Origin of the sequence: Pseudomonas psychrophila, from assembly GCF_001043005.1 — a bacterium.
In the GTDB taxonomy this organism is placed as follows: domain Bacteria; phylum Pseudomonadota; class Gammaproteobacteria; order Pseudomonadales; family Pseudomonadaceae; genus Aquipseudomonas; species Aquipseudomonas psychrophila.
The window spans coordinates 407278-429958 of sequence record NZ_JYKZ01000003.1 but is presented as its reverse complement, the minus strand read 5'-3'; the positions used below and the strand labels follow the sequence as shown (position 1 = coordinate 429958).

At 59.6% G+C, this 22681-nt stretch carries 23 protein-coding genes; 14 read left to right on the top strand and 9 right to left on the bottom strand.

Annotation, left to right across the window (positions count from 1 at the left end; all coding sequences use genetic code 11):
• Positions 1-211 precede the first annotated feature (211 nt).
• The gene (locus tag TU76_RS11165; protein WP_048351652.1) at positions 212-1549 is read right to left on the bottom strand and encodes an aminotransferase-like domain-containing protein; all 1338 of its coding nucleotides are present in this window, start codon (positions 1547-1549) and stop codon (positions 212-214) included.
• A gap of 85 nt (positions 1550-1634) precedes the next feature.
• On the opposite strand from TU76_RS11165, the gene TU76_RS11160 reads away from it, so the two are divergent.
• From TU76_RS11160 to TU76_RS11130, 7 genes are all read left to right on the top strand, one after another.
• A complete protein-coding gene (locus TU76_RS11160; RefSeq protein WP_019828419.1) occupies positions 1635-2606 on the top strand; it encodes a threonine dehydratase in 972 nt (323 codons plus the stop codon).
• Positions 2607-2629: 23 nt separating this feature from the next.
• The gene (locus tag TU76_RS11155; RefSeq protein ID WP_019828420.1) at positions 2630-3085 is read left to right on the top strand and encodes a GNAT family N-acetyltransferase; all 456 of its coding nucleotides are present in this window, start codon (positions 2630-2632) and stop codon (positions 3083-3085) included.
• Between the two features lie 26 nt (positions 3086-3111).
• Positions 3112-3513, top strand: coding sequence for a hypothetical protein (locus TU76_RS11150; RefSeq protein ID WP_037032691.1), 402 nt, complete (start codon positions 3112-3114; stop codon positions 3511-3513).
• Positions 3514-3638: 125 nt separating this feature from the next.
• A complete protein-coding gene (locus TU76_RS11145) occupies positions 3639-3983 on the top strand; it encodes a hypothetical protein (protein ID WP_019828423.1) in 345 nt (114 codons plus the stop codon).
• A gap of 61 nt (positions 3984-4044) precedes the next feature.
• The gene (locus tag TU76_RS11140) at positions 4045-4599 is read left to right on the top strand and encodes a UPF0149 family protein (RefSeq protein WP_046808643.1); all 555 of its coding nucleotides are present in this window, start codon (positions 4045-4047) and stop codon (positions 4597-4599) included.
• A 142-nt stretch (positions 4600-4741) separates the two neighbouring features.
• Positions 4742-5422: a GNAT family acetyltransferase gene (locus tag TU76_RS11135; RefSeq protein ID WP_048351651.1), complete on the top strand. Its 681-nt coding sequence runs from the start codon at positions 4742-4744 to the stop codon at positions 5420-5422.
• A gap of 49 nt (positions 5423-5471) precedes the next feature.
• Positions 5472-6323, top strand: a complete 852-nt coding sequence (locus tag TU76_RS11130) for a CAP domain-containing protein (protein ID WP_019828428.1) — start codon at positions 5472-5474, stop codon at positions 6321-6323.
• 98 nt (positions 6324-6421) lie between these two features.
• Here TU76_RS11130 and mqo read toward each other — a convergent pair whose 3' ends face one another.
• Positions 6422-8068 (bottom strand): malate dehydrogenase (quinone), encoded by a 1647-nt coding sequence (gene mqo / locus TU76_RS11125; RefSeq protein WP_048351650.1) that lies wholly within the window; start codon positions 8066-8068, stop codon positions 6422-6424.
• 421 nt (positions 8069-8489) lie between these two features.
• Here mqo and TU76_RS11120 point away from each other — a divergent pair, with 421 nt between their 5' ends.
• The gene (locus TU76_RS11120; protein WP_019828432.1) at positions 8490-8861 is read left to right on the top strand and encodes a hypothetical protein; all 372 of its coding nucleotides are present in this window, start codon (positions 8490-8492) and stop codon (positions 8859-8861) included.
• The gene (locus TU76_RS11115) at positions 8862-9044 is read left to right on the top strand and encodes a DUF1289 domain-containing protein (RefSeq protein WP_046808641.1); all 183 of its coding nucleotides are present in this window, start codon (positions 8862-8864) and stop codon (positions 9042-9044) included.
• Positions 9045-9048: 4 nt separating this feature from the next.
• Here TU76_RS11115 and yghX read toward each other — a convergent pair whose 3' ends face one another.
• Positions 9049-9933 (bottom strand): YghX family hydrolase, encoded by an 885-nt coding sequence (gene yghX, locus TU76_RS11110; RefSeq protein ID WP_048351649.1) that lies wholly within the window; start codon positions 9931-9933, stop codon positions 9049-9051.
• Between the two features lie 160 nt (positions 9934-10093).
• On the opposite strand from yghX, the gene TU76_RS11105 reads away from it, so the two are divergent.
• The gene (locus tag TU76_RS11105; RefSeq protein ID WP_037032692.1) at positions 10094-10564 is read left to right on the top strand and encodes a hypothetical protein; all 471 of its coding nucleotides are present in this window, start codon (positions 10094-10096) and stop codon (positions 10562-10564) included.
• A 46-nt stretch (positions 10565-10610) separates the two neighbouring features.
• Here TU76_RS11105 and TU76_RS11100 read toward each other — a convergent pair whose 3' ends face one another.
• Entirely contained in the window at positions 10611-11153 is a 543-nt protein-coding gene (locus TU76_RS11100) for a helix-turn-helix domain-containing protein (RefSeq protein ID WP_019828436.1), read from the bottom strand.
• Between the two features lie 158 nt (positions 11154-11311).
• Between TU76_RS11100 and TU76_RS11095 the strand changes: the two genes are divergently transcribed.
• From TU76_RS11095 to TU76_RS11080, 4 genes are all read left to right on the top strand, one after another.
• Entirely contained in the window at positions 11312-12094 is a 783-nt protein-coding gene (locus TU76_RS11095; protein WP_048351648.1) for an aldolase, read from the top strand.
• A gap of 26 nt (positions 12095-12120) precedes the next feature.
• Positions 12121-13008, top strand: a complete 888-nt coding sequence (locus TU76_RS11090; protein WP_046808639.1) for a dihydrodipicolinate synthase family protein — start codon at positions 12121-12123, stop codon at positions 13006-13008.
• A 248-nt stretch (positions 13009-13256) separates the two neighbouring features.
• On the top strand, positions 13257-14072 hold the full coding sequence (gene aroE, locus TU76_RS11085; protein WP_019828442.1) for a shikimate dehydrogenase: 816 nt from the start codon (positions 13257-13259) through the stop codon (positions 14070-14072).
• A 60-nt stretch (positions 14073-14132) separates the two neighbouring features.
• On the top strand, positions 14133-15563 hold the full coding sequence (locus TU76_RS11080; RefSeq protein ID WP_046808637.1) for an MFS transporter: 1431 nt from the start codon (positions 14133-14135) through the stop codon (positions 15561-15563).
• A 55-nt stretch (positions 15564-15618) separates the two neighbouring features.
• On the opposite strand, the gene TU76_RS11075 is transcribed toward TU76_RS11080, so the two are convergent.
• The 5 genes from TU76_RS11075 to TU76_RS11055 are packed head-to-tail and all read right to left on the bottom strand — an operon-like array spanning position 15619 to position 22676.
• The gene (locus TU76_RS11075) at positions 15619-16803 is read right to left on the bottom strand and encodes a type III PLP-dependent enzyme (protein WP_048351647.1); all 1185 of its coding nucleotides are present in this window, start codon (positions 16801-16803) and stop codon (positions 15619-15621) included.
• Entirely contained in the window at positions 16800-18575 is a 1776-nt protein-coding gene (locus TU76_RS11070) for an IucA/IucC family protein (protein ID WP_053070213.1), read from the bottom strand. Before TU76_RS11070 ends, TU76_RS11075 begins: the two co-directional genes overlap by 4 nt.
• Complete coding sequence (locus TU76_RS11065) at positions 18572-19714, bottom strand: MFS transporter (protein ID WP_048351646.1); 1143 nt, start codon at positions 19712-19714, stop codon at positions 18572-18574. Before TU76_RS11065 ends, TU76_RS11070 begins: the two co-directional genes overlap by 4 nt.
• Complete coding sequence (locus tag TU76_RS11060; RefSeq protein ID WP_048351676.1) at positions 19699-21480, bottom strand: IucA/IucC family protein; 1782 nt, start codon at positions 21478-21480, stop codon at positions 19699-19701. Before TU76_RS11060 ends, TU76_RS11065 begins: the two co-directional genes overlap by 16 nt.
• Positions 21477-22676 (bottom strand): ATP-grasp domain-containing protein, encoded by a 1200-nt coding sequence (locus TU76_RS11055; protein ID WP_048351645.1) that lies wholly within the window; start codon positions 22674-22676, stop codon positions 21477-21479. The genes TU76_RS11060 and TU76_RS11055 overlap by 4 nt, the downstream gene beginning before the upstream one ends.
• Positions 22677-22681 lie beyond the last annotated feature (5 nt).

Here is a 22681-nt window from a genome sequence, read left to right as displayed (position 1 = left end):
CCTTGGACAGTTCGGGCGGTAAAGGATACACAAGACCTTTGGGCGCAGCGGTCACAAGATAAGCCTCTTCGGTTTATCAGGCAGAGGGGTGGGCGAGGGTTTTTGCTGTTTATCGCCTTTGCCTTTGCTGTAGCCATTCGATTACCTGAACGCCACAAATGCCCATCACAGAAGGTCGAACGCAGGTGCTGCTACGGATCGCGAGTACCCTTTAGCACTTACCCGCAATCCGCTCCAGCGCCACCTTCAGAACCTGGATACTCGCAGCCGCTGTCAGGCTGATGCGCACTGCATTGGTCGCGGTGGGTTTGACCGTAAATACGTCCGCAGGCACCACGTCAACCCCCGCGGCGCGGCAAGCCTCGGCGAGCGGAATCTCACTGTCGGGCACCGTCAGCCAGATATGAGGCGATGGCGTTTGTGTCTGGTACATCCCGGGGCCCAGGATCTTTTTTGCCAGCCGCCAGCGCCGGGCGACTTCCCCGGTTTGCCACTGCACACGCGCTTGCGCAGTGCCGTCGCCAATCCATTGGCAAGCAATGGCCATGCACAGGGGCGATACCCCCCAGTGCGCGGACTGCGCATAGGGATCAATGCGGGCCAGCAATTCAGGACTTGCGACAATCCACCCCAAACGCACGCCTGCCGCAACGGTCTTGGACAAGCTGCTGACCAGCACCGATAGCTCGGGTAAAAACCGGTACAACGGCGGGCTGTCGGTGAGAGCCCCGTACACGTCATCCTCAATGATCAGTACACCGTGACGCCGGGCGACATGGGCAATGGCCTGTTTGCGCTCAATGCTCATGACTGCCGATGTAGGGTTTTGCAGGGTCGGCGTCAGTACGGCAATCCGCGCCCCCGTCGCTCGAATCATCCGGTCGAAGTCCTCCGCCACGATGCCTTCCCGGTCAAGCGCTACACCGTGCATGGGCAGGCGCAGTTGTGCGCAGGCAGCCTTGATCCCGGGAGCGGTAAACGCCTCGACCAGCACCGGTTCGCCTGCCTGGCACAACGACAAGAGCACCGTGAACAGCCCTTGCTGGGCGCCGGTACACGGCATGATGTGATCCACGTTCAGGTCCAGCCCGCGCCCCTTGAACCAGGTCGCGCCCTGCACCCGTGCCAGCAGTAAATCCGCCGCGCTCAAGTAACCCTGCAAACGGATTGCCTGGCGACTGTCGAGTAGCCATGACAACGCCTGCGCATCATGCTCACCGAGGTGATCAATGGCCGGCACGTTGGTTCGCAGGTCGATGCGCGCGGCGTTTTCATCGGCCTGTTGCAACCTGAACAGGGTCGCTTCCTGGCTGCTGGCCAATACATAAGTGCCACGGCCCACCTCGCCCGAGACCAGATGCCGGCGTGCCGCCTCGCGATAGGCCTGCATGGTCGTGCTGGGGTTCCAGCCCAGCGCCCAGGCCAGACGCCGCTGTGGCGGCAAACGTGCGCCGGGTTGCAGCTCGCCACAGGCTATGGCCTGGGTGATTGCATCGACCAGCGCCAAATAGCGCGGCTGGTCCTTTTCGCTGAGCGTCGGTATCCACATTTATTGTTGGCCATGCAATATAAGGATCGGCCCATACAATGCGTTGTGCCTAGAATCGAGTCAAACCCCTCGATGACGGTGCGCCATGTTTGACTTGAATGCCCTTCGCCTTGCAGCACAAACCGTTTACCAGACCCTGGCGCCAACACCGCAACTGGCCTGGCCTTTGCTGACTCAGCGCCTGGGCTGCACGGTGTGGGTCAAGCATGAAAACCACTTGCCCACCGGTGCGTTCAAAGTGCGCGGCGGGTTGTTGTATGTCCAGGGCTTGCTGGCACGGGAACCGAATACCAGAGGCCTGGTCACCGCAACCCGCGGTAATCACGGGCAAAGCCTGGCGCTAGCGGCTCGGCGCATGGGGCTGCCGATCCGTATCGTGGTGCCTGTAGGTAATTCTCAGGAAAAAAATGCGGCCATGCGGGCGCTGGGCGCAACCGTCATTGAATGCGGCAAGGACTTCGACGAAGCGCGGGCCGAAGCCGCCACACTGGCAGCCACGCATCAATGGCATATGGTGCCCGCGTTCCATCACGACCTGATCCGCGGGGTCGCCACTTATGCTCTGGAGTTGTTGGAAGCGGTGGAGGAACTGGACACGGTGTATGTGCCCATCGGCATGGGCTCCGGGATTTGCGGACTGATTCAGGCCCGTGATCTGCTGGGCCTGGATACAGATATCGTGGGTGTCGTGTCATCCCATGCCGATGCCTTTGCACAAAGCTTCGAACAAGGCCGCGTGGTGTGCACGGACTCGGCCCACACCTTCGCCGACGGCCTGGCCTGTCGTCAGCCGCTGCCCGAGGCATTGGACATTATCGCCAAAGGTGCGGCACGGGTGATTCGGGTCTGCGATCAACAGATCTCCCACGCCATTCGGGTCTACCATGAAACCACCCACAACACCGCCGAAGGTGCGGGTGCTGCGGCACTGGCCGGGTTGATCAGCGAGCAGTCAAGCCAGCAAGGCCGTCGGGTGGCGCTCATTCTGAGCGGTGCCAATATTGACCGTCAGCTGTATGCCGGGATTCTGGCCGAAGGCCCTGACCCCGCAGCCTGACCCTGGAAAAACAAGGAGCCTGTATGCAGTGTCAGATTCGCCGCGCCCTGCCGGTCGATGCCCAAGCAATCAGCAAGGTGGTGATTGCCGCCTTGCAGGAATCCAACGCCCGGGACTATTCCCCCGAGGTGATCGCCCAGGTAGAGCAGAACTTCTGCCCGACTTCGATCATGGCGCTGATGAAACAACGCCAAATGTATGTGGCAGTGGTTGAACAGCATGTGGTGGGTACGGCCAGCCTCGATCAGGCGGTGGTGCGCAGCGTTTTTGTCAGCCCGCGCCATCAGGGGCGCGGTATTGGTCAGCAATTGATGGCCCGCCTTATGGAGGCAGCCATTGCCGCGCAGGTCGAAGAGCTGAGGGTGCCCTCCTCGCTGACCGCTGAATCGTTCTACGCACAACTGGGTTTTCACACCGTGCGCGATGAGTTTCACGGTGCCGAACGCACCGTGATTATGGCGCTGCGGCTGGACGCTTAAATCGTAGCGCAGCTATGCTGAGCCCCATGACTCCCATAGCAGCGACTCGCTCACCCTGCCCACCCGGCGCCTGCATCTGCGAGCGGGAACAACTGTTGGCGACACCGGATACCGACCTGCGCATTTTCAACCTGACCCGCCAGGCCGAAAAGGTGCTGCTGGAGCGACTGGAGAATATTCAAAGCCTCAGCGATCTGGAACACATGCAGCGCCGCATGCACGAGCAACTGGGGATTGAAGTGCAGATTGACCCGGGGTTTAACGAAGTTCGCACCATGCGCGGTATTTCAATCCGCCTTGTCGAGCAGCCGGGGTTGTGCCGAAAAACCCGGCAGGCCATTCCCGCCGCCATTCGCCGAGCCCTGGAGAAACGCCCGGAAATTGCCTACAAGTTGCTGGACGGTCACGACTTGCTGCGCGACACCTGAATCGGTTCAGATAAGGACTTTTAGCCATTAAAAGGCCATAATATGCAGCCTATGAACAAATTTGCTTGCCATAACCCGAATCGCTGCCCTATAAGCGCGTCTTTTATATTACAAGAGTCTTATCAATGAGTGCCGGATTCACCGAGGACGACATGCGCAGAGCGCTCGGCCTTGATATACCTGCTGCCCCTGTTCAACCTGAAGTTGAACCTGCCCCTGCAAAAACCACCCCAATCCCGAAGAAAGCTCCGGCACCTGCCAAGGCTCAGTCACCTGTGCCGAAAAAGCGCAGTGGCCCGGTTCTTCGCGTCACCATGCGTGTGACGAAGGTCTTTGACGGCGAAGAAACCCAGTTTGTGCACGACTCCAAGGATTTGAGCCGATTCAACGCTGAGCAAGAGGCCAAAAAAGCCCTGGCCAAAGCCGGCTTCAAATACTTCGAGCTTGAGTCTATCGTTTCAGTGGACTGACTTCGCACTGGCGGTCAGCCATCGACCGCCCGCTTTAGCGCCCCATCCAAGGAGCCCGAACATGCAATCGCAACCCCTGAACGCCAGCGACTTTGACGTGCTCGAAAACACGCTGCTCAAATACGGCGACGATCACTCTGTGCTCAACCCTTCGGAGCTGGACGGCTACTTCACGGCTCTGGTGTCGAGCCCGACTCGAGTGGATATCGCCGAATGGTTCCCGGCGATCTGGGGCGGCCAGAATCCGGCCTGGCAAACCCCGGAAGAAGCCAAGCAGTTCATCGAGTTGAGCGTTCGCCACATCAATACCCTTGCACGGCAACTGGCCGAGGACAGCGCTGCATTTTCACCGCGCTTCGAACAGACCGAGCATCTGGGTCAAGACGTGACGCTGGCTGAAGAATGGTGCTTCGGTTACACCCGTGCAGTCGCTATCTGCAACTGGCCGGCATTGCCTCTGCCGCAAGCGAACCTTCTGCAAGCCATTGCCGAATGCGCCGAGCAGGACAACTTTGAACTGCCTGAAGACCTGGACGTAGCGGCTCATCAGCACAGTGTTGCCGCCATTGCACCAGCGGCACGTGCACTGCATGACTTCTGGTTGAGCCAGCGCTGATCACCCGATCAAACTCAGATCCAGTGTGGGAGCGGGCTTGCTCGCGATGGCGCCACTTTGGTTTATCCAAAAACCGAGGTGATGCTATCGCGAGCAAGCCCGCTCCCACAGAGATTCACCTCTCCCTCGCGGACAAAGCCCCATGACCACCCTTACCCACTTCGATACTCCGGTCAGCGAGCCGATCAACAGCCAGATTCTGCAGATCGTCGTCGACCACCTCACCGACATCAGCGCCATGGAAATCGCGCCGAGCAATCTGCTGTACAGCATCTACCAATATGCAATTGGTTTTGAAGTGCACCTTTATCTGCAAGCACTCGACGGCTCCAAGGGGATTGCGGTTGAGCTGATTGTGGCGACCGACGCTCAAGACCCGGAAAAAGTGACCGGCTTCGCCCTCTATCTGCCCGTCAAGGATGATCCGCATGCTTGCGGCATCGCGTACATGGCCGAACTGGCCAGCCATCGTCATTTGGGTGTAACCCAGGCAATGGTGCAGGAAGTGGTGCGCCGTTACCCCCATACCGAACTGACCTGCAGCGTGGCCAAGGTGCCGGCATTTGAAGCCATGGGCCTGCAAGTCATCGGTACCCGTGGCCCCCAAGTGTTGATGAACACCCGTGATCACAGCACCGACGGCCTGACGGGCGTACTCGATGTCGCAGCGATCTACAACTCCACTGAAGTGCGCCAGATCCATACCTACCTGCTGCAACGCAACGGCAAGAAGGCAATGCTCGACGCCGAGAAAAAGCGCGACCGCCAGATCGATCAGCTGACCGCCAGGGCAAAAGCCTTTGTGGCCCAGGCAAAAGACTAACAAGCCGAAATAACGCATCATGGGGGTATTACGTTTAGAGGGAACCTATATGCGTACTCACTTAACCCTGGCCCGTCTTGGTGCCTTGACCCTGGGGCTGGCGTTCAGCGTTCCGGCCCTCGCCAGCGAAGAGTCGCAATTGATCGATTCGATCAACGCGTATCGCAGCCAGATCCAGTTGTGCGCCGGCCAGGCTTCGCAAGAGTTGCCGCCGCTGTCCGCTGATACCCGGCTGATACTGCCCGCCAGCAGCTTCGGCGACTTGCAGCAAGCCCTTGGCCGGGCGGCATACCCGATGGTAAACGTACAGGCGATCAATCTCTCCGGCCCCCGTGATGCGCAGGCCGCCATGAAAGCGGTGCAGGAAAGCTTCTGCCGCGTGGTGCTGGACCCGCAGTTCGTCGATATCGGCGTCAGCCATGACCAGCGCGAATGGCGCATCGTCCTGGCCCGCCCTCTGCTGGCGGCACGCTTGGGTGACTGGCAGGCCGAAGGCCAGAAAGTCCTTGAGATGCTCAACAGCGCCCGCAACCAGCCCCGTCAATGCGGCACACAGGCCTTTGCCCCGGCCGGACCGCTGACCTGGAATGCCACCCTGGCAACCTCCGCTGAAGCCCATTCGCGGGATATGGCCAATAACAACTATTTTGACCACAAGGGGCGCGACGGCTCGACACCAGGCGACCGTGCTGAACTGGCGGGCTATATCGCCCAGCAGATCGGCGAAAATATCGCGGCCGGGCAAGACACCACGCGCAAACTGGTCGACGGCTGGCTGGCCAGTCCTGGCCACTGCGCCAACGTAATGAACCCTGAGTTTCGCGAGCTCGGCGCAGCCTACGCGGTAGACCCCAAAAGTGACGCAGGCATTTACTGGACGGCCTTGTTCGGCACGCAGTAAGGGCCGATACCCGGTGCGTATGGTGCTAGGAGAATGTAGGAGGGGATAGTGCGAGGTAAAGCAGCCCCACCCGAACAGCGTCGGGTGGGGCCGTTTTTTTACAGCGCCATGTCAGCCGCTGGGTTGCTTGGCGCAGGCTTGGCCGGCGCGGCAGCAGGGGCTGCAGTGTGAGTTGCAGCCGGGATCGCCGGCGGCGGAGTCAATTGCAGGACTTCAGCTGTGTAGGCCCACTCTTGAGCAACGCGATCAGGATCACCGTTCAGCTTGGTGCCATAGCTCGGCACGATCTGGTGCAGCTTGGCTTGCCACTCTGGCGTCGCAACCTTGTCCTTGAACACGGTTTCGAGCACGGTCAGCATGATCGGTGCAGCGGTGGATGCACCAGGCGATGCGCCCAACAGACCTGCGATGCTGCCGTCTTTGGCGCTGACAATCTCGGTACCGAGTTTCAGCACGCCGCCCTTCTGTTCATCACGCTTGATGATCTGAACACGCTGACCGGCTTGCCACAGGCGCCAGTCTTCAGATTTAGCGTTCGGGAAGTACTCTTTCAAAGCATTGAAGCGATCTTCGTCAGACAGCATCAGTTGGCCAGCCAGGTACTCAACCAGTGGGTACTGTTCGATGCCGACTTTGGTCATTGGCCAGATGTTGTGGGTCGTGGTGCTGGTCAGCAGGTCGAAGTACGAGCCTTCCTTGAGGAACTTGGTAGAGAAGGTCGCGAACGGGCCAAACAGGATCACGCGCTTGCCATCCAGCACGCGGGTGTCCAGGTGAGGAACCGACATCGGCGGTGCGCCAACCGATGCTTTACCGTAGGCCTTGGCCAGGTGCTGCTGAGCAACGGTAGGGTTTTCGGTGACCAGGAACGAGCCGCCAACCGGGAAGCCTGCGTATTCCTTGGCTTCAGGAATGCCGGACTTCTGCAGCAAGTGCAGAGCACCACCGCCTGCGCCAATGAATACGAACTTGGCATCAGTCTCGGTTTTGGTGCCGTCTTTCAGGTTTTTGTACACCACACGCCATGAACCATCTTCATTGCGCTTGATGTCTTCAACTTCGCTCGACAATTTGAGCGAGAATTGAGGCTTGGTTTGCAGGTAAGCCACGAACTGGCGCGTGATTTCGCCGAAGTTCACGTCAGTACCGATCGGAGACCAGGTGGCCGCGACTTTTTGAGCCGGGTCACGCCCTTCCATCATCAGCGGAACCCACTTCTTGATCTGCACCGGGTCTTCGGAGTATTCCATGCCCGCGAACAGAGGGCTGGCCTGCAGGGCCTCGTAGCGCTTCTTCAGGAACTTGATGTTGTCATCGCCCCACACAAAGCTCATGTGCGGAGTGGAGTTGATGAACGAACGCGGGTCTTTCAGAACGCCGTTCTTGACCTGCCAGGACCAGAACTGACGCGACACCTGGAAAGCTTCATTGATTTCAATGGCCTTCGGGATTTCAACGTTGCCGTTCTTGTCTTCTGGCGTGTAGTTCAACTCGGCCAGGGCCGAGTGACCGGTACCGGCGTTGTTCCAGCCGTTGGAGCTTTCCTGGGCAACGCCATCGAGACGTTCAATCATCTCCATGGACATGCCAGGTTCCAGCTCATTGAGCCAGACACCCAGAGTAGCGCTCATGATGCCGCCGCCAATCAGCAGTACATCCACCTGTTTAGGCTCGGCAGCGTGCACGGAGGTAATCCCCATGGTCAGCGCCAGGCCCAGTAGCCCCTTGTTCACTTTTTTAAACATGTTGTAGTACCTAAGATAAAACGCCATCCACCCGACACGCAGAGCATGAAATTCTTCGACTCACCACAGGCTTGTCGCCTGCGATCGAACCGATCCTCAAACCTTGAACGGGCAGATATATAAGGCCTGTGCACGTTACAGACCTCACTTTATGCACCTTGGGCGCTGATCTCTTGTTGGTTTTGGCTTCAGCTACTTGGGTAACATTTTTTGTGCAGCACTTGCGGCTCCTTGATGCCCGGCCTGCTCACAGCTCCTTCCGGGGAACGTGTGTGGATACGACGATCCAGGGCGGCCAGCCGACTTGCTGCGTCATTCTACCTCAGGTGGCACTTTGGGCGAAGCGGCAGTCGCTGCAGTGACCGAGCCCCGAGGTCAGGTATAATCGCGCTTTTGCTCCGCCCATCAACAGGATTCACCCATGTCTTTAAGCAAGCGCACCCAGGCACAGATCGAACGTCGTCTGATCACCACCCTGACCGAGGCCTGTGAAACAGCCAAATCACAGATTCCGGGGTTTGTCTGGCTGACTCATGTGGTCGACTACGAGGCCTTCCCGGCCAGCCTCAAGGTGGTCTGGGTGTTCGATACACAAGCCAGTAAAGACTTCGCCCTGGCCGATGGCGAGGCCAGTTATATGGGTGAACTGACGGCCCGGGCATTGGCTGACGCCCAGGTGAAGGTGCGAAATGGCTCGGCCCACGTATTTTTCGATTCTGAAGAAGAATGCCAGCGCAGCTGTGGCGGCAACTGGCCAAAGCGTCTGGCCCAAAAGCAGACGGGGCGCAACTGATTGGCTAAAGACATTGAAAATCCGTGCATAGCCGTGTGCCAGTTGAGTGGCGATCTCTGCGTGAGTTGCGGGCGTACCAAGGAAGACATCCGCAAGTGGCGGAGCATGAAACGTCCGGAAAAAATGGCCGCCGTGCAACGCGCCAGCGCCCGACTCAAGAGCTTGCGCAAAAAGAACAGCTAAGCCTTTACGCCAGATACTTGCCGAACCAATCCAGCGTCCTGCTCCAGGCCAATGTCGCCGCGGCCTCATCGTAGCGGGGCGTTGAATCGTTATGAAAGCCGTGGTTTACCCCCGGGTAGACATGCCCTGCATAATTTTTGCCATTGGCCTTAAGCGCCTGTTCGAAGACCGGCCACCCTTCGTTGATTCGCGTGTCCAGCCCGGCGTACTGAAGCATGAGTGGCGCCTGGATGCGGCTGACCTCATCGGCAGCGGCCTGGCGCCCGTAAAACGATACCGCCGCCCCCAGCTCCGGATAGGCCACCGCAGCCGCGTTGGCCACCCCACCGCCATAGCAGAACCCGGTAATCCCTACTTTTCCGGTCGTCGCGTCGTGCTGCATCAGCCATTCCACTGCGGCAAAAAAGTCGTTCATCAACTGGGTGGGATCGACCGTTTGTTGCAATGCCAACCCTTGCGCGTCATTGCCCGGGTAGCCGCCCACTGAGGTCAGACCATCGGGTGCGAGGGCGATATACCCCGCTTTGGCCAGCCGCCTGGCGACATCTTCGATATAGGGGTTGAGCCCGCGATTTTCATGAACCACCACCACAGCTGGCAACTTGCCCTGCGCCTTGGCAGGACGCACGAGATAGCCGCGAACCTGGCCGTTGCCCTTCGGAGATGGATACATGACGTACTCGGCCACGATATCCGGGTCGGTAAAAGAGACCTGTTCGGCGAGCGCGTAATCAGGGCTTAGCGCAGCCAGCACGCTAAGCGCTGAACCACCCAGGGTGAACAACGCGGCACGATCCAGGAACTCGCGACGGTTGATCTTGCCGTGGGCGTAGTAGTCATAGAGCTCAAGCAACTCAGGGGCAAAGTCTTTCGCGGTAAGACGAGTCATCAGTGCACTTCCTATGGCCGGTTGCGCTTAACCATAGAGCAATTTGTAGCTAAATGCGTCTCAGAACTTTTACCTGATCCTGTGGGATACCATACGCGCCATGCCCGATGCATGTCGGGCTCCAACGCTTCGACTACACAACCTGAAGGGGTATCAAACGGTGAGAATTGCACTTGTGCTGCTGTTGAGCGCGCTGTCCATGCAGGCCTTCGCGGCGAATATCGGCGAGCGCCTGACGCCCTGGACCCTGCAGGACCAGCATGACCAACCCTACACCCTGGACACTCAAACCCGGGTTCTGCTGGTAGCACGCAACATGGACGGTTCCAAACTGGTCAAGGCTGCACTGGAAAACGAGGCCAAGGGCTATCTGGAAGCGCGCAACGTGGTGTTCCTGGCCGATGTGCAGCGTATGCCCTCGCTGATCGGCAAGTTCATCGCCATCCCGGCCATGCGTGACTACAGCTATCGTGTGGTCCTGGACCGCGATGGCAGTATTGCCGCCAACTACCCGGGCGCCGAAGAGAAGGTGCTGTGGCTGCAACTGGACAATGGCACGCTGGTTTCCCAGCAAGAGTTCGCGACCGCTGAGGAGTTGCGTGGGGCGCTGGAAAAACTCCCGGTTCAATAAAGTTTCGGGGCTCAACCGTCTCGGCTTCGAGCCCCCTCCTCCCGCCTCACTCTTGAGCGCTGTTCACCACCACCAGCAGTTGGGCCTGCTGCTCGCCCACCGAACGAATACGGTGCGGTTTCTGCGCGTTGAAATGCAAGGCATCCCCGCGATTGAGCAACACACGCTCGTTCATGAAGTCCACTTCGACCTGCCCCTCGTGGACAAACAGAAACTCCTCGCCCATGTGCTCCTTGAAGGCTTTGTCAATGAAATCGGCCGGCGGATAAATCATGAACGGCAGCATGCTGCGCTCCCCCACCTGATGGGCCAGCACGGCGTACCCCAGGCTCTGGTCATTGGCTGCCAATGACTGACGCTCATCGCTGCGTATCAGGCTGTAGCTGTCGAGCTGGACGTTTTCTTCGCTGAACAACTCTTCGACCTTCACATTCAGCGCTTTGGCCAGCTTCAAGGCTGCCGCAATCGACGGCGTATTAAGGCCGCGCTCGATTTTCGACAGATAACTCTTGGTCATGCCGGATTTTTCAGCCAAGGACTCCAGGCTCATCCCCAGTTTTTTTCTTAGCAATTTCAATCGGATAGACATAAAAAACGGTCAGCTCACAGAAAAGGAAACGACTCATGCTTGCCAATGACACAATGTGTCATATAGGATCTTTCGTGTCATTTGCATTCACCCATGCCCTCCCCAGAGATGAGTGACAGCGAACTCGACGCTTAATGAACGCATCAGAGGACACCTCTATGAGCAAGACACTAGCACTCCCCAAAGACCAATTGGTCAAGCAGGCACTGCAACAGATGCAACAAACCCTGGCGGATAATACGTGGACTGACCGGCAAAAGCTGGCACTGACCTGCCGTATTTTGTTCGAGAACGGTCATGACTCGGGCCTGGCCGGGCAAATTACCGCTCGTGGCCCGCAACCCGGCACTTACTACACCCAGCAGTTAGGGCTCGGTTTCGATGAGATCAGCGCAGGCAACCTGTTGTTGGTCAATGAGGACCTGGAAGTGCTCGAAGGCCACGGCATGCCCAATCCGGCCAACCGTTTCCACAGTTGGGTGTACCGCGCCCGTCCGGACGTAAACTGCATCATTCACACCCATCCCACCCATATCAGTGCGTTGTCGATGCTGGAGGTTCCACTGCAGATTTCGCACATGGATCTGTGCCCCCTGTATGACGATTGCGCGTTTCTCGAAAGCTGGCCGGGTGTTCCGGTGGGCAATGAAGAAGGCGAACTGATTGCCGGTGCGCTGGGCAAAAAACGGGCGGTGCTGCTTTCCCATCACGGCCAATTGTCGACCGGCGCCAGCATTGAAGAAGCGTGCGTGATTGCGCAGTTGATCGAGCGGGCCGCCAAACTGCAATTGCTGGCCATGGCCGCAGGTGAAATCAAGCCGATCCAGCCTGAACTGGGCCGCGAAGCCCACGACTGGATTGCCAGGCCCAAACGCCACACTGCCGCCTTCAACTATTACGTCCGGCAAAACCTTCGTCGTCATGCCGATTGCCTGAACTGACCCCCCCTTTTCTCAAGGACATCGACATGTCGACCCCTGATATCCACGGCATCATCGGCTACACCATCACCCCATTTTCCGCTGACGGCGAACACTTGGACCTGGATGCTCTGGGGCAATCCATAGACCGCCTCGTCGACAGCGGCGTACATGCCATCGCGCCATTGGGCAGCACGGGCGAAGGCGCCTACCTGAGTGACCTTGAATGGGACCGGGTGTGCGAGTTCAGCATCCAGCACGTGGCCAAACGAGTCCCGACCGTCGTCAGCGTTTCAGATTTGACCACCGCCAAAGCCTTACGCCGTGCGCGCTTTGCCCAGGCCCAGGGTGCCGATGTGGTCATGGTGCTGCCTGCGTCTTACTGGAGACTCAGCGAAGCGGAAATTCTTGCCCACTACCAGGCCATCGGCAGCAGCATCCAGGTGCCGATCATGCTCTATAACAACCCGGCCACCAGCGGCACGGACATGTCGCCCGAGCTGATCCTGCGGATCTTCAACGCCGTTGAGAACGTCACCATGGTCAAGGAGAGCACGGGGGACATCCAGCGCATGCACCGCCTGCACGTGCTGGGCGAGGGGCAGGTGCCGTTTTACAACGGCTGCAATCCTCTGGCACTGGAAGCCTTTGCCGCAGGCGCAAAGGGCTGGTGCACCGCAGCCCCCAACTTGATAGCGCCCCTTAACCTTGAGTTGTACGCGGCCATTCTGGCCAATGATCTGGAGCGGGCACGGGCGTTGTTTTACCGCCAGTTACCCCTGCTGGATTTCATCCTCAAGGGCGGCTTACCAGCAACCATCAAGGCCGGCTTGCGCAACACCGGACTGGAAGTCGGCAACCCGCGCTTGCCGGTATCGCCACTGGACGATGGCGCCTGCAAACAGCTTGAACGTCTGATCGCCGCCTTGAGCTAATGAGTCCGGTATTTATCTGAGTTTATGTAGTGTCCGTTCGCAGCCTCGCTCCGCGAGGCGGCGGCTACGAAATCTCTTCCAGCACTTGCAGGGTTGATGGCACACAACATCCAACACCAGCGGCACCGCTCTTTTGGTGATCACGATCCGTGATCACGGCATCACCATATACGATTGGCACTCAAGGCCGGCAGGGGTTGAAAGTGGCGGCATTGCCCCACTCATAAATCTAATTCAAGGAGGCACCCATGCCCCAATCCCTGCCAACCCTGTGCGGTTCGATCATGGGGTCGCCGTTTTCCCTCTCCGCAAAAATTCACAATGCGGCCTATGCCGCGCTCGGTCTGGACTACACCTTTGTGTGCTTTGGCGTAGAAGACCCGGTGGCCGCCGTCGCGGCCATCCGGGCCTTGGGTATACGCGGCATGAACGTGTCCATGCCTTACAAAACCGCCGTGATGGCTCATCTGGATGTGATTGACGAGTCCGCCCACGTGATTGGCGCAGTCAACACCATCAATAACATTGACGGCGTGCTTACTGGCTACAACACCGACTATCTGGGCGCAGTGCGTGCCCTGCAGGAAGTCAGCGAACTGAACAACAGGCGCATTGCCGTGATCGGTGCCGGTGGCGCTGCCCGGGCCGTGGTTTACGGCTGCCTGCAAGCGGCGGCCCGGGTCACGGTGTTTAACCGCAGCCGCGAGCGCGGCAAGGCGTTGACCGAGGATTTGGGGGCTCGATGGGGCGGCAGCGTCGATGCATTTGCAGCCCAGGATTTCGACATCGTCATCAACGCGACGTCCGTGGGGTTCAAGCAGCCAGACAGCAACCCGCTGGACGGCCTGCTGGCCAGCCACCTGATTGTCATGGACGTGGCGTTCATGCCCGTGCAGACCGCCCTGCTGCTGCAAGCGGCAGCGCTGGGCTGCCGCACGGTTAGCGGCACACGCATGCTGGTGCACCAGGCATGTCGGCAAATCGAGTTGTACACCGAACACGATGCACCCATCGACGTTATGGAGCAGGCCATGCTCCATGAAATACAGAGACTGAAATTGTAAGTAACCCTGCTGCCTATCGATAACAAGATGCCGTAAAGGCACCTACCAGAAGGTACCAACATGACTCATGATCATTCTCCATCTGACATTGACCTGGTCCCCGAACCGCAAGAACACAAGAAAGACTTGCACCGCGCTGCCTGGGCCTGCTCCTTGGGCAGTGCTCTGGAATATTACGACTTTGCCCTCTATACGCTGGCCGCCGCACTGATTTTCGGGCCGCTGTTCTTTCCTGAACAGACCCGTACCATGAGCCTCATCGCCAGCTTCGGTACTTACTTCCTGGGTTTTGCCATTCGCCCCCTCGGCGGCGTGCTGTTCGGCATGATCGGAGACCGCGTAGGGCGCAAATTCGTGCTGACATCCACCGTGCTGCTGATGGGTGTTTCCAGCACCCTGATTGGCGCCCTGCCCACTTTTGAACAGGTCGGTTATCTGGCACCGGTCCTGCTGGTGGTTCTGCGTCTGCTCCAGGGCCTGGGCGCAGGTGCCGAGCAGGCAGGCGCAGCCGTCATGATGACCGAGTACGCCCCCGAAGGCAGACGCGGTTTCTATGCCGCCTTGCCATTCCTTGGCATCCAGCTGGGCACCATCCTTGCGGCGCTGGTGTACTTTTTGGTCATCAGCAGCAGTGACAACGTGCTGGAGAGCGGACTGTGGCGCATACCGTTTTTCAGCAGCGTGGTGATCGTTGCCCTGGGCCTGTACATGCGTTTGTCGCTCAAGGAATCGCCGACATTTATCCGCCTCAAGGCACTCAAGCGCGTCTGCGACAACCCGCTTAAAAGTGCCATGAAGCACTCCAAGCCCACCCTGCTGCTCGGCATCGGCCTGCGCCTGGGAGAAAACGGCGGTTCTTCGATTTATCAAGCCCTGGCGGTGAGCTACATCGTTGGCGTGGTTGGACTGCAAGGCCCGGTGGGTGTACTGACATTGATCTGCGCCGCCAGCCTTGGCGCGCTGACGGTGCCGATTGCCGGCAAGCTCAGCGACCGCTTTGGTCGTGTGGTGGTCTACCGGGCTTTTGCCATGCTGCAACTGGTATTGGCTTTTCCGGTGTGGTGGGTACTGAGTCAGGGCAATGTGGTGGCGAGCATCATTGCCATCTCCATCGCGCTGGGCATCGGTACCTGGGGGATGTTCGGTACGCAAGCGGCGCTTATGCCCGAGCTGTTTGGTTCGCGTCACCGTTACATGGGCGTTTCCATCGCCAGGGAAGCCTCGGCCGTGATCGCGGGTGGCATTGCGCCCTTGATCGGCGCAGGCCTTATCGCCCTGGTCGTGGCCAGCCACGATGGCGACGCCAGCGCGGGCATTGGCGCCTGGCTGCCGATTGCCTGCTACCTGTCGCTACTGACGCTGATCACCCTTTACACCACCTTCAAAACTCCGGAAACACTCAACCGCGATCTGGACGAACCCCGTGATGCCTGGGAGATGATGCCCGCCCACAACGTCTCGAACATAACACCGCAGCCAGTCGTGCCGTGATGATCACCCGCTGCGGGAGCGAGCCTGCTCGCTCCCGCAGCGGTACTGCTCAGCCTCAACCCTCGATAAACACTTTCAGTGGCGGCTCGTGCATCAGGAAGTTCTGATGCGAGATGTTCCAGGCATAAGCCCCCGCCAGGGTGAACACCAGCAAGTCACCTATCGCCAGTTGCGCCACGGGTTGCCGTCTGGCCAGCACATCCTTTGGCGTACATAACTGCCCCACCAGCGTGACCTCCTGATCACTGATCTGAGCTGGCTGAGTGCCTCGTACTACCGTGAACGGATGGTCATGGCCTTGAGCAGCAGGCGTGCGGAAGTGATGCGTACCGCCGCGGCCAATGGCAAAGAACTCGCCATGACTGCTTTTTATGTCCAGTACCTGCATGACGTAGTAGCCACAGGCAGCACTGATAAATCGGCCAATCTCGAAACGAATGCAGGTGGCGCCCATGTCGTACTCATCGATCAAACCCTGCAGGCCCTGACAGAACCGTGGCCAGTCGAACGACTGCGCCGGGTCCTGATAGTGGATGCCCATGCCTCCGCCGACATTCAGGATCGGCAGTTGCAGGCCGTTGTCGGCGCACAGCTTGCGGAATGTCAGGAAGTAGCTGCGAATCAACTCCAGGTGCGCGTCCACATCCAGCTGGTGTGACAGAAGATGGAAGTGCAGCCCCTTTAGCTCCAGAGACGGCTCTTCACGCAGTAGGTGCAGGGCACTGGCGAGCCCCTCTTCATCCAGACCGAATGGCGTGGGTTTGCCTCCCATGACCAATCGGCTTTGCGGTGCCTGGGCCAGCTTCAGATTCAATCGCAGCATGACCGGTGCCTGCACGCCACGCTCACGGGCGATGCGTGCCAGGCTGCGCAATTCGGTCACGCTCTCCACATGAAACGCCGATATCCGGTACTGCAGGGCGAGATCCAGCTCGCGATCAAGCTTGCCGGGGCCGCCAAAAATCAGCGGCTGGTCGGGGCACTGGTCATGCAGCCACGTCAGTTCGCCGCCTGAAGCAGCTTCAAAGCCATCGACCCAAGGGGCAAGGGATTTCAGCACCCGGGCTTCCGGATTGGCCTTGGCGGCGTAGAACAGTTCACAGCTTTTGGGCAGTACCTGGCGCATTGCCTGTACGTGCCGTTCAAGGGCAGGCAGGTCGTAAACGTAGGCACATAATGGCCCGTCGTGCTCAGCCTTGAGCTGCTCGATGCAGTGGGTGACGGATGCAGGAAGGCTCATGCGCATTGGCTCTTTTCAATGATCGCCAGCGGACTGGGCAACAGGGTGTAACCGGCTTCACGGTCGGCGCGCATCATCAGGCGTGTCATGAAGTTCTCTTTGCTCGGCAATGGTGCACCGGCGCACAACGCTCGCAGGGGCTCGGGGTGGCCAAGCCGCTCTGATTGCACCTGCAGCAGGTCGCCGATACGTGCCCACAGTTGTTGCTCCAGGGCAGTGCTACCGCTGGCCAGATGGAACACTGCCTCGCCCAGATTGTTCACCAGGGCGCAGTAGCCCACCCGCTGCCAGGCCTTTTGTGCGCTGTAGTACACCGAGCTGCGGGTGCGCTCATCCAGTGCGCTGAGGCGTTCAGCGGGCCAGATTTCAGGGACCAGCTTGGTGCCTTCAAGGTCTCGAATCCACACCTGGCTTGGCAGCCCATCCTCGGCGAAACCGATGACCGTATTCTGCAAGTGCGGCTCCAGCGCTACGCCCTCACGGAACAGGCAATACAGTACGCCGCCAAGCATCTGGGCAGCATAGGCATCCAGCCAGTTCAGGGTGGCGAGCTCAATGCCCAGACCGGCGCGGTCGGCATAGCGCTGTACCTGTTCGCGGCACACGCTGCGACCCTGTTGATCCCAGGTGAACAGCGCCATTGCCACTTGCGGCTGATACCGCTCGCGGTCTGCGGCGCAGAGGTTTTCCCGGTACACGATACCGAAGCATTCAGTGACTTCCCGGGCCTGTTCAAGGGTGCCCAAAGCACTGAGGTCCAGGCTGGTGGCACTGGGTTCGGGCATCAGCCTGAAACCAGGTTGCTGCATCGCCAGCTCGTTCATGACAGGGCCGAGCAGCCGGGTCAGAGCGACGGCACTGTCAAGCTCATACCAGGCGTTCTTGCGCACGCAGTTGGTCAGGCGCACGTGCATCGAGAACTTCATGAAATAGGGCAACTGCGGATGGTAAAGCGTGCGCACCGACGACGTCGGGTACATGGACTGTCCCAAAGCACCGAGGTATGTAATCAAGCCCTGCTGCTGTGCGCGCTGCACCAGCGGGTCGGCCAGTATACGGGCGACTTCCCAGGGGTGGCACGGGTAAGCGTCGTCGCGCCCCGATAGGTCGCGCAAGGTGCTGCGCGGGTCATCGCCCTGATGCCGTATCAGCGCCGGGTCGACCTTGAACCAGTGCAATTGAAAGCGCGCCCCGACTTCAGGCGAGCAGGCCAGCAAATCGTCATGGGAAATACCTTCTCGACTCTTCGGAGTCGGATGCAGGGCGTGACCCCACAGCTGATGTTGCTCGGACGCCAGCAGGCTATCGGCAACTTCATTGGCAGGACGGGAGTGGCGCAGAAAGGTACGGGTGATCAGCAGGCTGTTGGCGACTTGCTGCAGCATCTCGCCGACGCGCTCGGCGCCACTGAGCGGCGTACACAGCAGGCGTGCCAGCTCATGGGCGTCCAGCGGCCGCCAGCTCTGTTGGTTGCCCTTGAAATAAGGTGCGCTGAGGTAATGGCATCGTCCCAGAAGGCTGGCGCGATCGATGCGTACCACCAACCGGCCGCCGGGCAGGCGAATGCTGATGCAACGGCCGTTGGCCTGGCGCAGGCTCATTGGCAAGTCCTGAGCCTGATAGTTCAGGTTGGCCTCATTGCGGGGCAATGCATATTCACGCAAATAGCAATTGAGCAGGCACTCAATGGCATGTCGCTGTGCTTCGCCATCAAGGGCATGGTCCTGCAGGGATACAGTGTTCAGCGAAGGGGTATGTCTTGCGAACGTCATGCCGGAATCTCCCGGGAAGTCATCAATAGTGGGCGCGCGATTACCATGGCCGCCATGGCTGCCAGGCACGCAACAAGAAACGGAGAAGCAATGCCGCAGGTCTGGCTGACCACGGCGGCGGTGACACCGGCAGCGGTACCGGCCCATTTGCCGCTGGAATCGAACCAGCCAAACATGCGCCCTGCACTGCCTTGGCGACTGCGCTGGCTCAGGCAGCGGTGCAACCCGACAAAACTGAGCAACATGCCCGCCCCGCTGAGCAGGCGCAGGGCGAATAAAGGCTCGGCCTGCACACTCCAGAACTGCAGCGCGTTACTGATTGCCAGCAGCGCCAACCCCGGCAACAGCAGGTTGCCCTGATGCTTGTGCACCCAGGGCAAGGCCAGCAGGTACACCAGATGCGGCAGGCTGTAGAGCACGCCGATCAAGGTGTCGCTGCCGATTCCCAATTGCTCGCCGAACGGCATGAAGTAGGGAAAGGTGACGACCATGGCGAAGCTGAATAAAAACTGCACCGCCAGCAGCCGCGCCATATCTGGCGGCAGCTCACCCAATGCCTGGTTTTTTTTGCTGTCCAGAGCATGCCTGGGCTTGTCGTTGGGCAACGCCAGGACGAGCACAAAGGCCAGTAGCGGCAACCAGGCCAGATAGCTGTACAGGCTTAACCCCAGACCTTTGGAAGTCATCAGCCCCAGCAGGATCGGACCAGTGATCATCGCCAGCCGCGCCGAATACTGTGTCCAGTTCAGGGCTCGGGACAGGTCCCCGTCCTTGAACTGGGTCGACAGATAGGCGTTGGACGCCGCCATCGCACCACCGAAAGTGCCCTGGATGATTAACGCCAGAACGAACACCGTCAGATTGGGGCTAAAGCCTGCCAGCAGAAAACCCGCGAACAGCCCGGCATGAGCGCGCAGCAATGACAGGCGACAGCCGTTGCGATCGGCCCAGCGCCCCCAGATCGGCGCTGCCAGCGCGGTGCACAGTGTCGGCAATACAAACAGCACACCAATGGCCCACCCAGGGGTACCGGGCGCCAGATCGGCCAGGATGCGCGGCAGGTACAGCGGAATCCCCAGCGCCGTGAAAGCCGACAGGAAATGCCCCAGCAGGACGCTGGTGATCAGACGGCGTTGCATGCCCCCTCCTCCAGCAGGAAGTTCGCCGCGCTGTAGCCGTAGAACTTGTTGATATCACTGGCACCGGAATGCGCCTTGCTCAACAGGCTGCCTGCACTGAGCAGGTACTTGACCGGCAGTTTCGGGCTGTCGAGCAGCCACAGGCGTGCGTCGTCACAGTTGATGCCGTCTGTTTCGAGCTGCTCCAGACAAAGCATCAGGCGCTGACGCAACGTACCGTACAGGCTGGATCGGGAGGACAGCCCCGCGACCGCAATGGCCTCAACAATGGCCACGATGTTCAGTTGCAAGGTGATGGTGCAGAACATCTCGGCCAAGGGCTGGGTGCTGTCGACACGAATGCGCTCATCCTGCAGCGCTGTCGGCAAATCGGCGAGATCCGGGCAGGCAGCAGCGAAGCGCTGAGGCCACAAACGAGCGGCGTCGTTGTCCTTCATCAACAGTCGCAATGGTTGCCCGGGTTCGAAAATCAGTACGGCGTTCTGCTGGTTGGCCTCCAATGCGATGCCGTAATGCAGCCAAAGCCGCAGATGCACCTGCAGCAGCAGGTCGAGATAGTCGTTGAGCCAGTGTTGCAATGAACCTGCGTAGAAGCGCTCGACCAATTGCTCAAGGAACAGCCGCCCATCGGTAAGCGGGCTGGCCAGCGCTGCGACGGGCACCAGCGTGGTGTTTTCAAGACCTGAGGGATAACGACGCACGATGTAAGCCAGATGACGACTCTGGTCCGCATGACCGCCATGTTTTTCATCGACGTGCAGATACCGGGATGCCAGGGCCGTATCGCGCTCGGCCAAAGCCATCAAGGTGGTTTGAAACCAGTGACCGTCATACAGAGTGCTCGGTTTGATCAGGCGTAAATTGCGCGCCCCGAGGGTGCTGACCAGCAACGGCAGTTTGAGGTGCCACTGCGGTTGGTCGATGCACACCACCGTTCGCACGGACAGTGTGGGCTCGACCTGCATGGCGGTACGTGGAGCCCTGAGTGTGCCTTCGGGCAAGCCATAGTGCTCAAGTTCGTTCCAGGTCAGCGGATGAACCGGCAACAATGAATGGCTGTTGTGCAAGGTCGGCGACAGGCCGACTTCTTCAAAGTCCGGCCAATGCGGCGGCGGCGGGCTGGTCAGGGTCAGCGCCTGGTTGGGAATCGCCAGCCAGTTGAGTTCAAAGCGCGGTGCAAACTCCGGGGCGTAGCCTTTAAGCGCCGCCGCATCGAAACCGCTTTTAGCCCGCGCCGTGGGGTAGAACGGGTGATCCAGATAGCTCGCCAACTGGTCTATTTTCAACAACCGCTGTGACCAGTCCTTGAGCGCAATGACATCACCGAGACCGGGGGCACAGTGGTGATAGGCCTGATTGCACAGGGTCCGGTGTTCAGTGGCGCAATCCGCTTCTTTCAGATACGCCGCGAACAGCGCCACGCTTTCTTCATCCAGGCCCTGACTCAAGTGGCCCAGCCATTGCGAATAGCCGCGCTGGACCTCGACCGGTTGTTGCGACGAAACCTTGATCCAGGCGTCGCCTGTACCGATCCAGTCCTGCAACGGATAGGCCCTGACAACGGGCAGCCATAGCTCGTCGGCGCCCAAATGGGCGATACGGAGCCAGTGGGCGCCGGGCTGATGATCCAGATAGGGGCTCAACGCTTCGGGCAGCGGGCCAAGCTGCCCCTGGCTGACAACCCCGCGAATGTCTTCGCGCAGGCAACAATCGATGATGCGCCGGGTGATGAAGCCCTGATCGGCGACCTCTGGTTGCAGGCTCATGCCACCACCCATTTCAGGTCGTTCAGGGTCGAACTCAGTTGCGCATCAAGGCTGACATCATCCGGCGCGATCAGGCGCAGCACACCGACATAGTCCTTGTTGGAATGGCTGATGGTTACCGTATCCCCCGCATGCTGCAACGCCCGATAATCGCACCAGTGCCCTTCTCGCTCGACGTTGAAACTGGCGCTGGCCTGGTCCAGGCGCCCGCTGCGGTCGGCTACCAGGTAATGCACGGTGGCCTGGGCTTGCGCCGGTTGCGCAGCGCTCAGGGCGTGCCCCAAATGCACCGCGACAATACGATCGAACCACCCTTGCGGCAGCAGGCGGTCAAGCAGGAACTCCCGGCCATCCCCGATACTGCGATAGTTGATTTCAACCAGTACCGGGCCTTGGGCGGTCAGAATGAACTCGCTGTGGCACACACCGAAATTGACCCCGAATGCAGCGACTTGTGCCAGCGCCGCAGAACGCTGCGCGCAACTGAGGTGGCCGTTCCAGCGTGCGGCGAGTTCCACAAAATGCGGCGGCGCAGACAGGGTCACGTCGAAGCCGCCAATGGCTTGCAGGGTCCGTCCGTCCCCCAGGGTTTCGAGGGTGAACAACGGGCCTTCCATATAAGCTTCGAGCAACAGTGCCCGATCAGGTTGCTGCTGCCAGAACTGCTCGCAGTAAGTGCCCAGGTCGTCCGCGTTGTGACATAACCTGACGTCCAGGCTGGCAACGCCTTCACGAGGCTTGGCCACCACCGGCCATGGCGCATCGGCCGGCAATGGGCTCTTCGATGTGAGTACCTGAAACCACGGCCCAGGCAAACCCAGTCGTTGCATGCGCTCGCGCATGGCCGCCTTGTTCTTCGCCGCGTAACACAGTCGCCAGTCCTTGCCTGGACACTCGAATGTCTCGGCCACCATCGCCGTGGCGGTTTGCAGGTGGTCGCTGTTGGAGAACACAGCCACGGGGCGCAAGCCCTGGGCGTTGAGCGTCTCGATAACTGCCAGCGGATTGAACACATCACATTCGATAACGTGCAGCTGGTCGGGCGAAATGTGCGAGGTGGTGAGCAGACGCCGGTGCTCCTGGGCGTGATCAGTAATCACCACAACCGGCAGCCCGCGCGCGTGTGCTGCAGGCAAGAAGCCCTCGAGAATGGCTGGATGTGCGACGTGTGCAAGGATGACAAATGGACGTTGCATGGCAG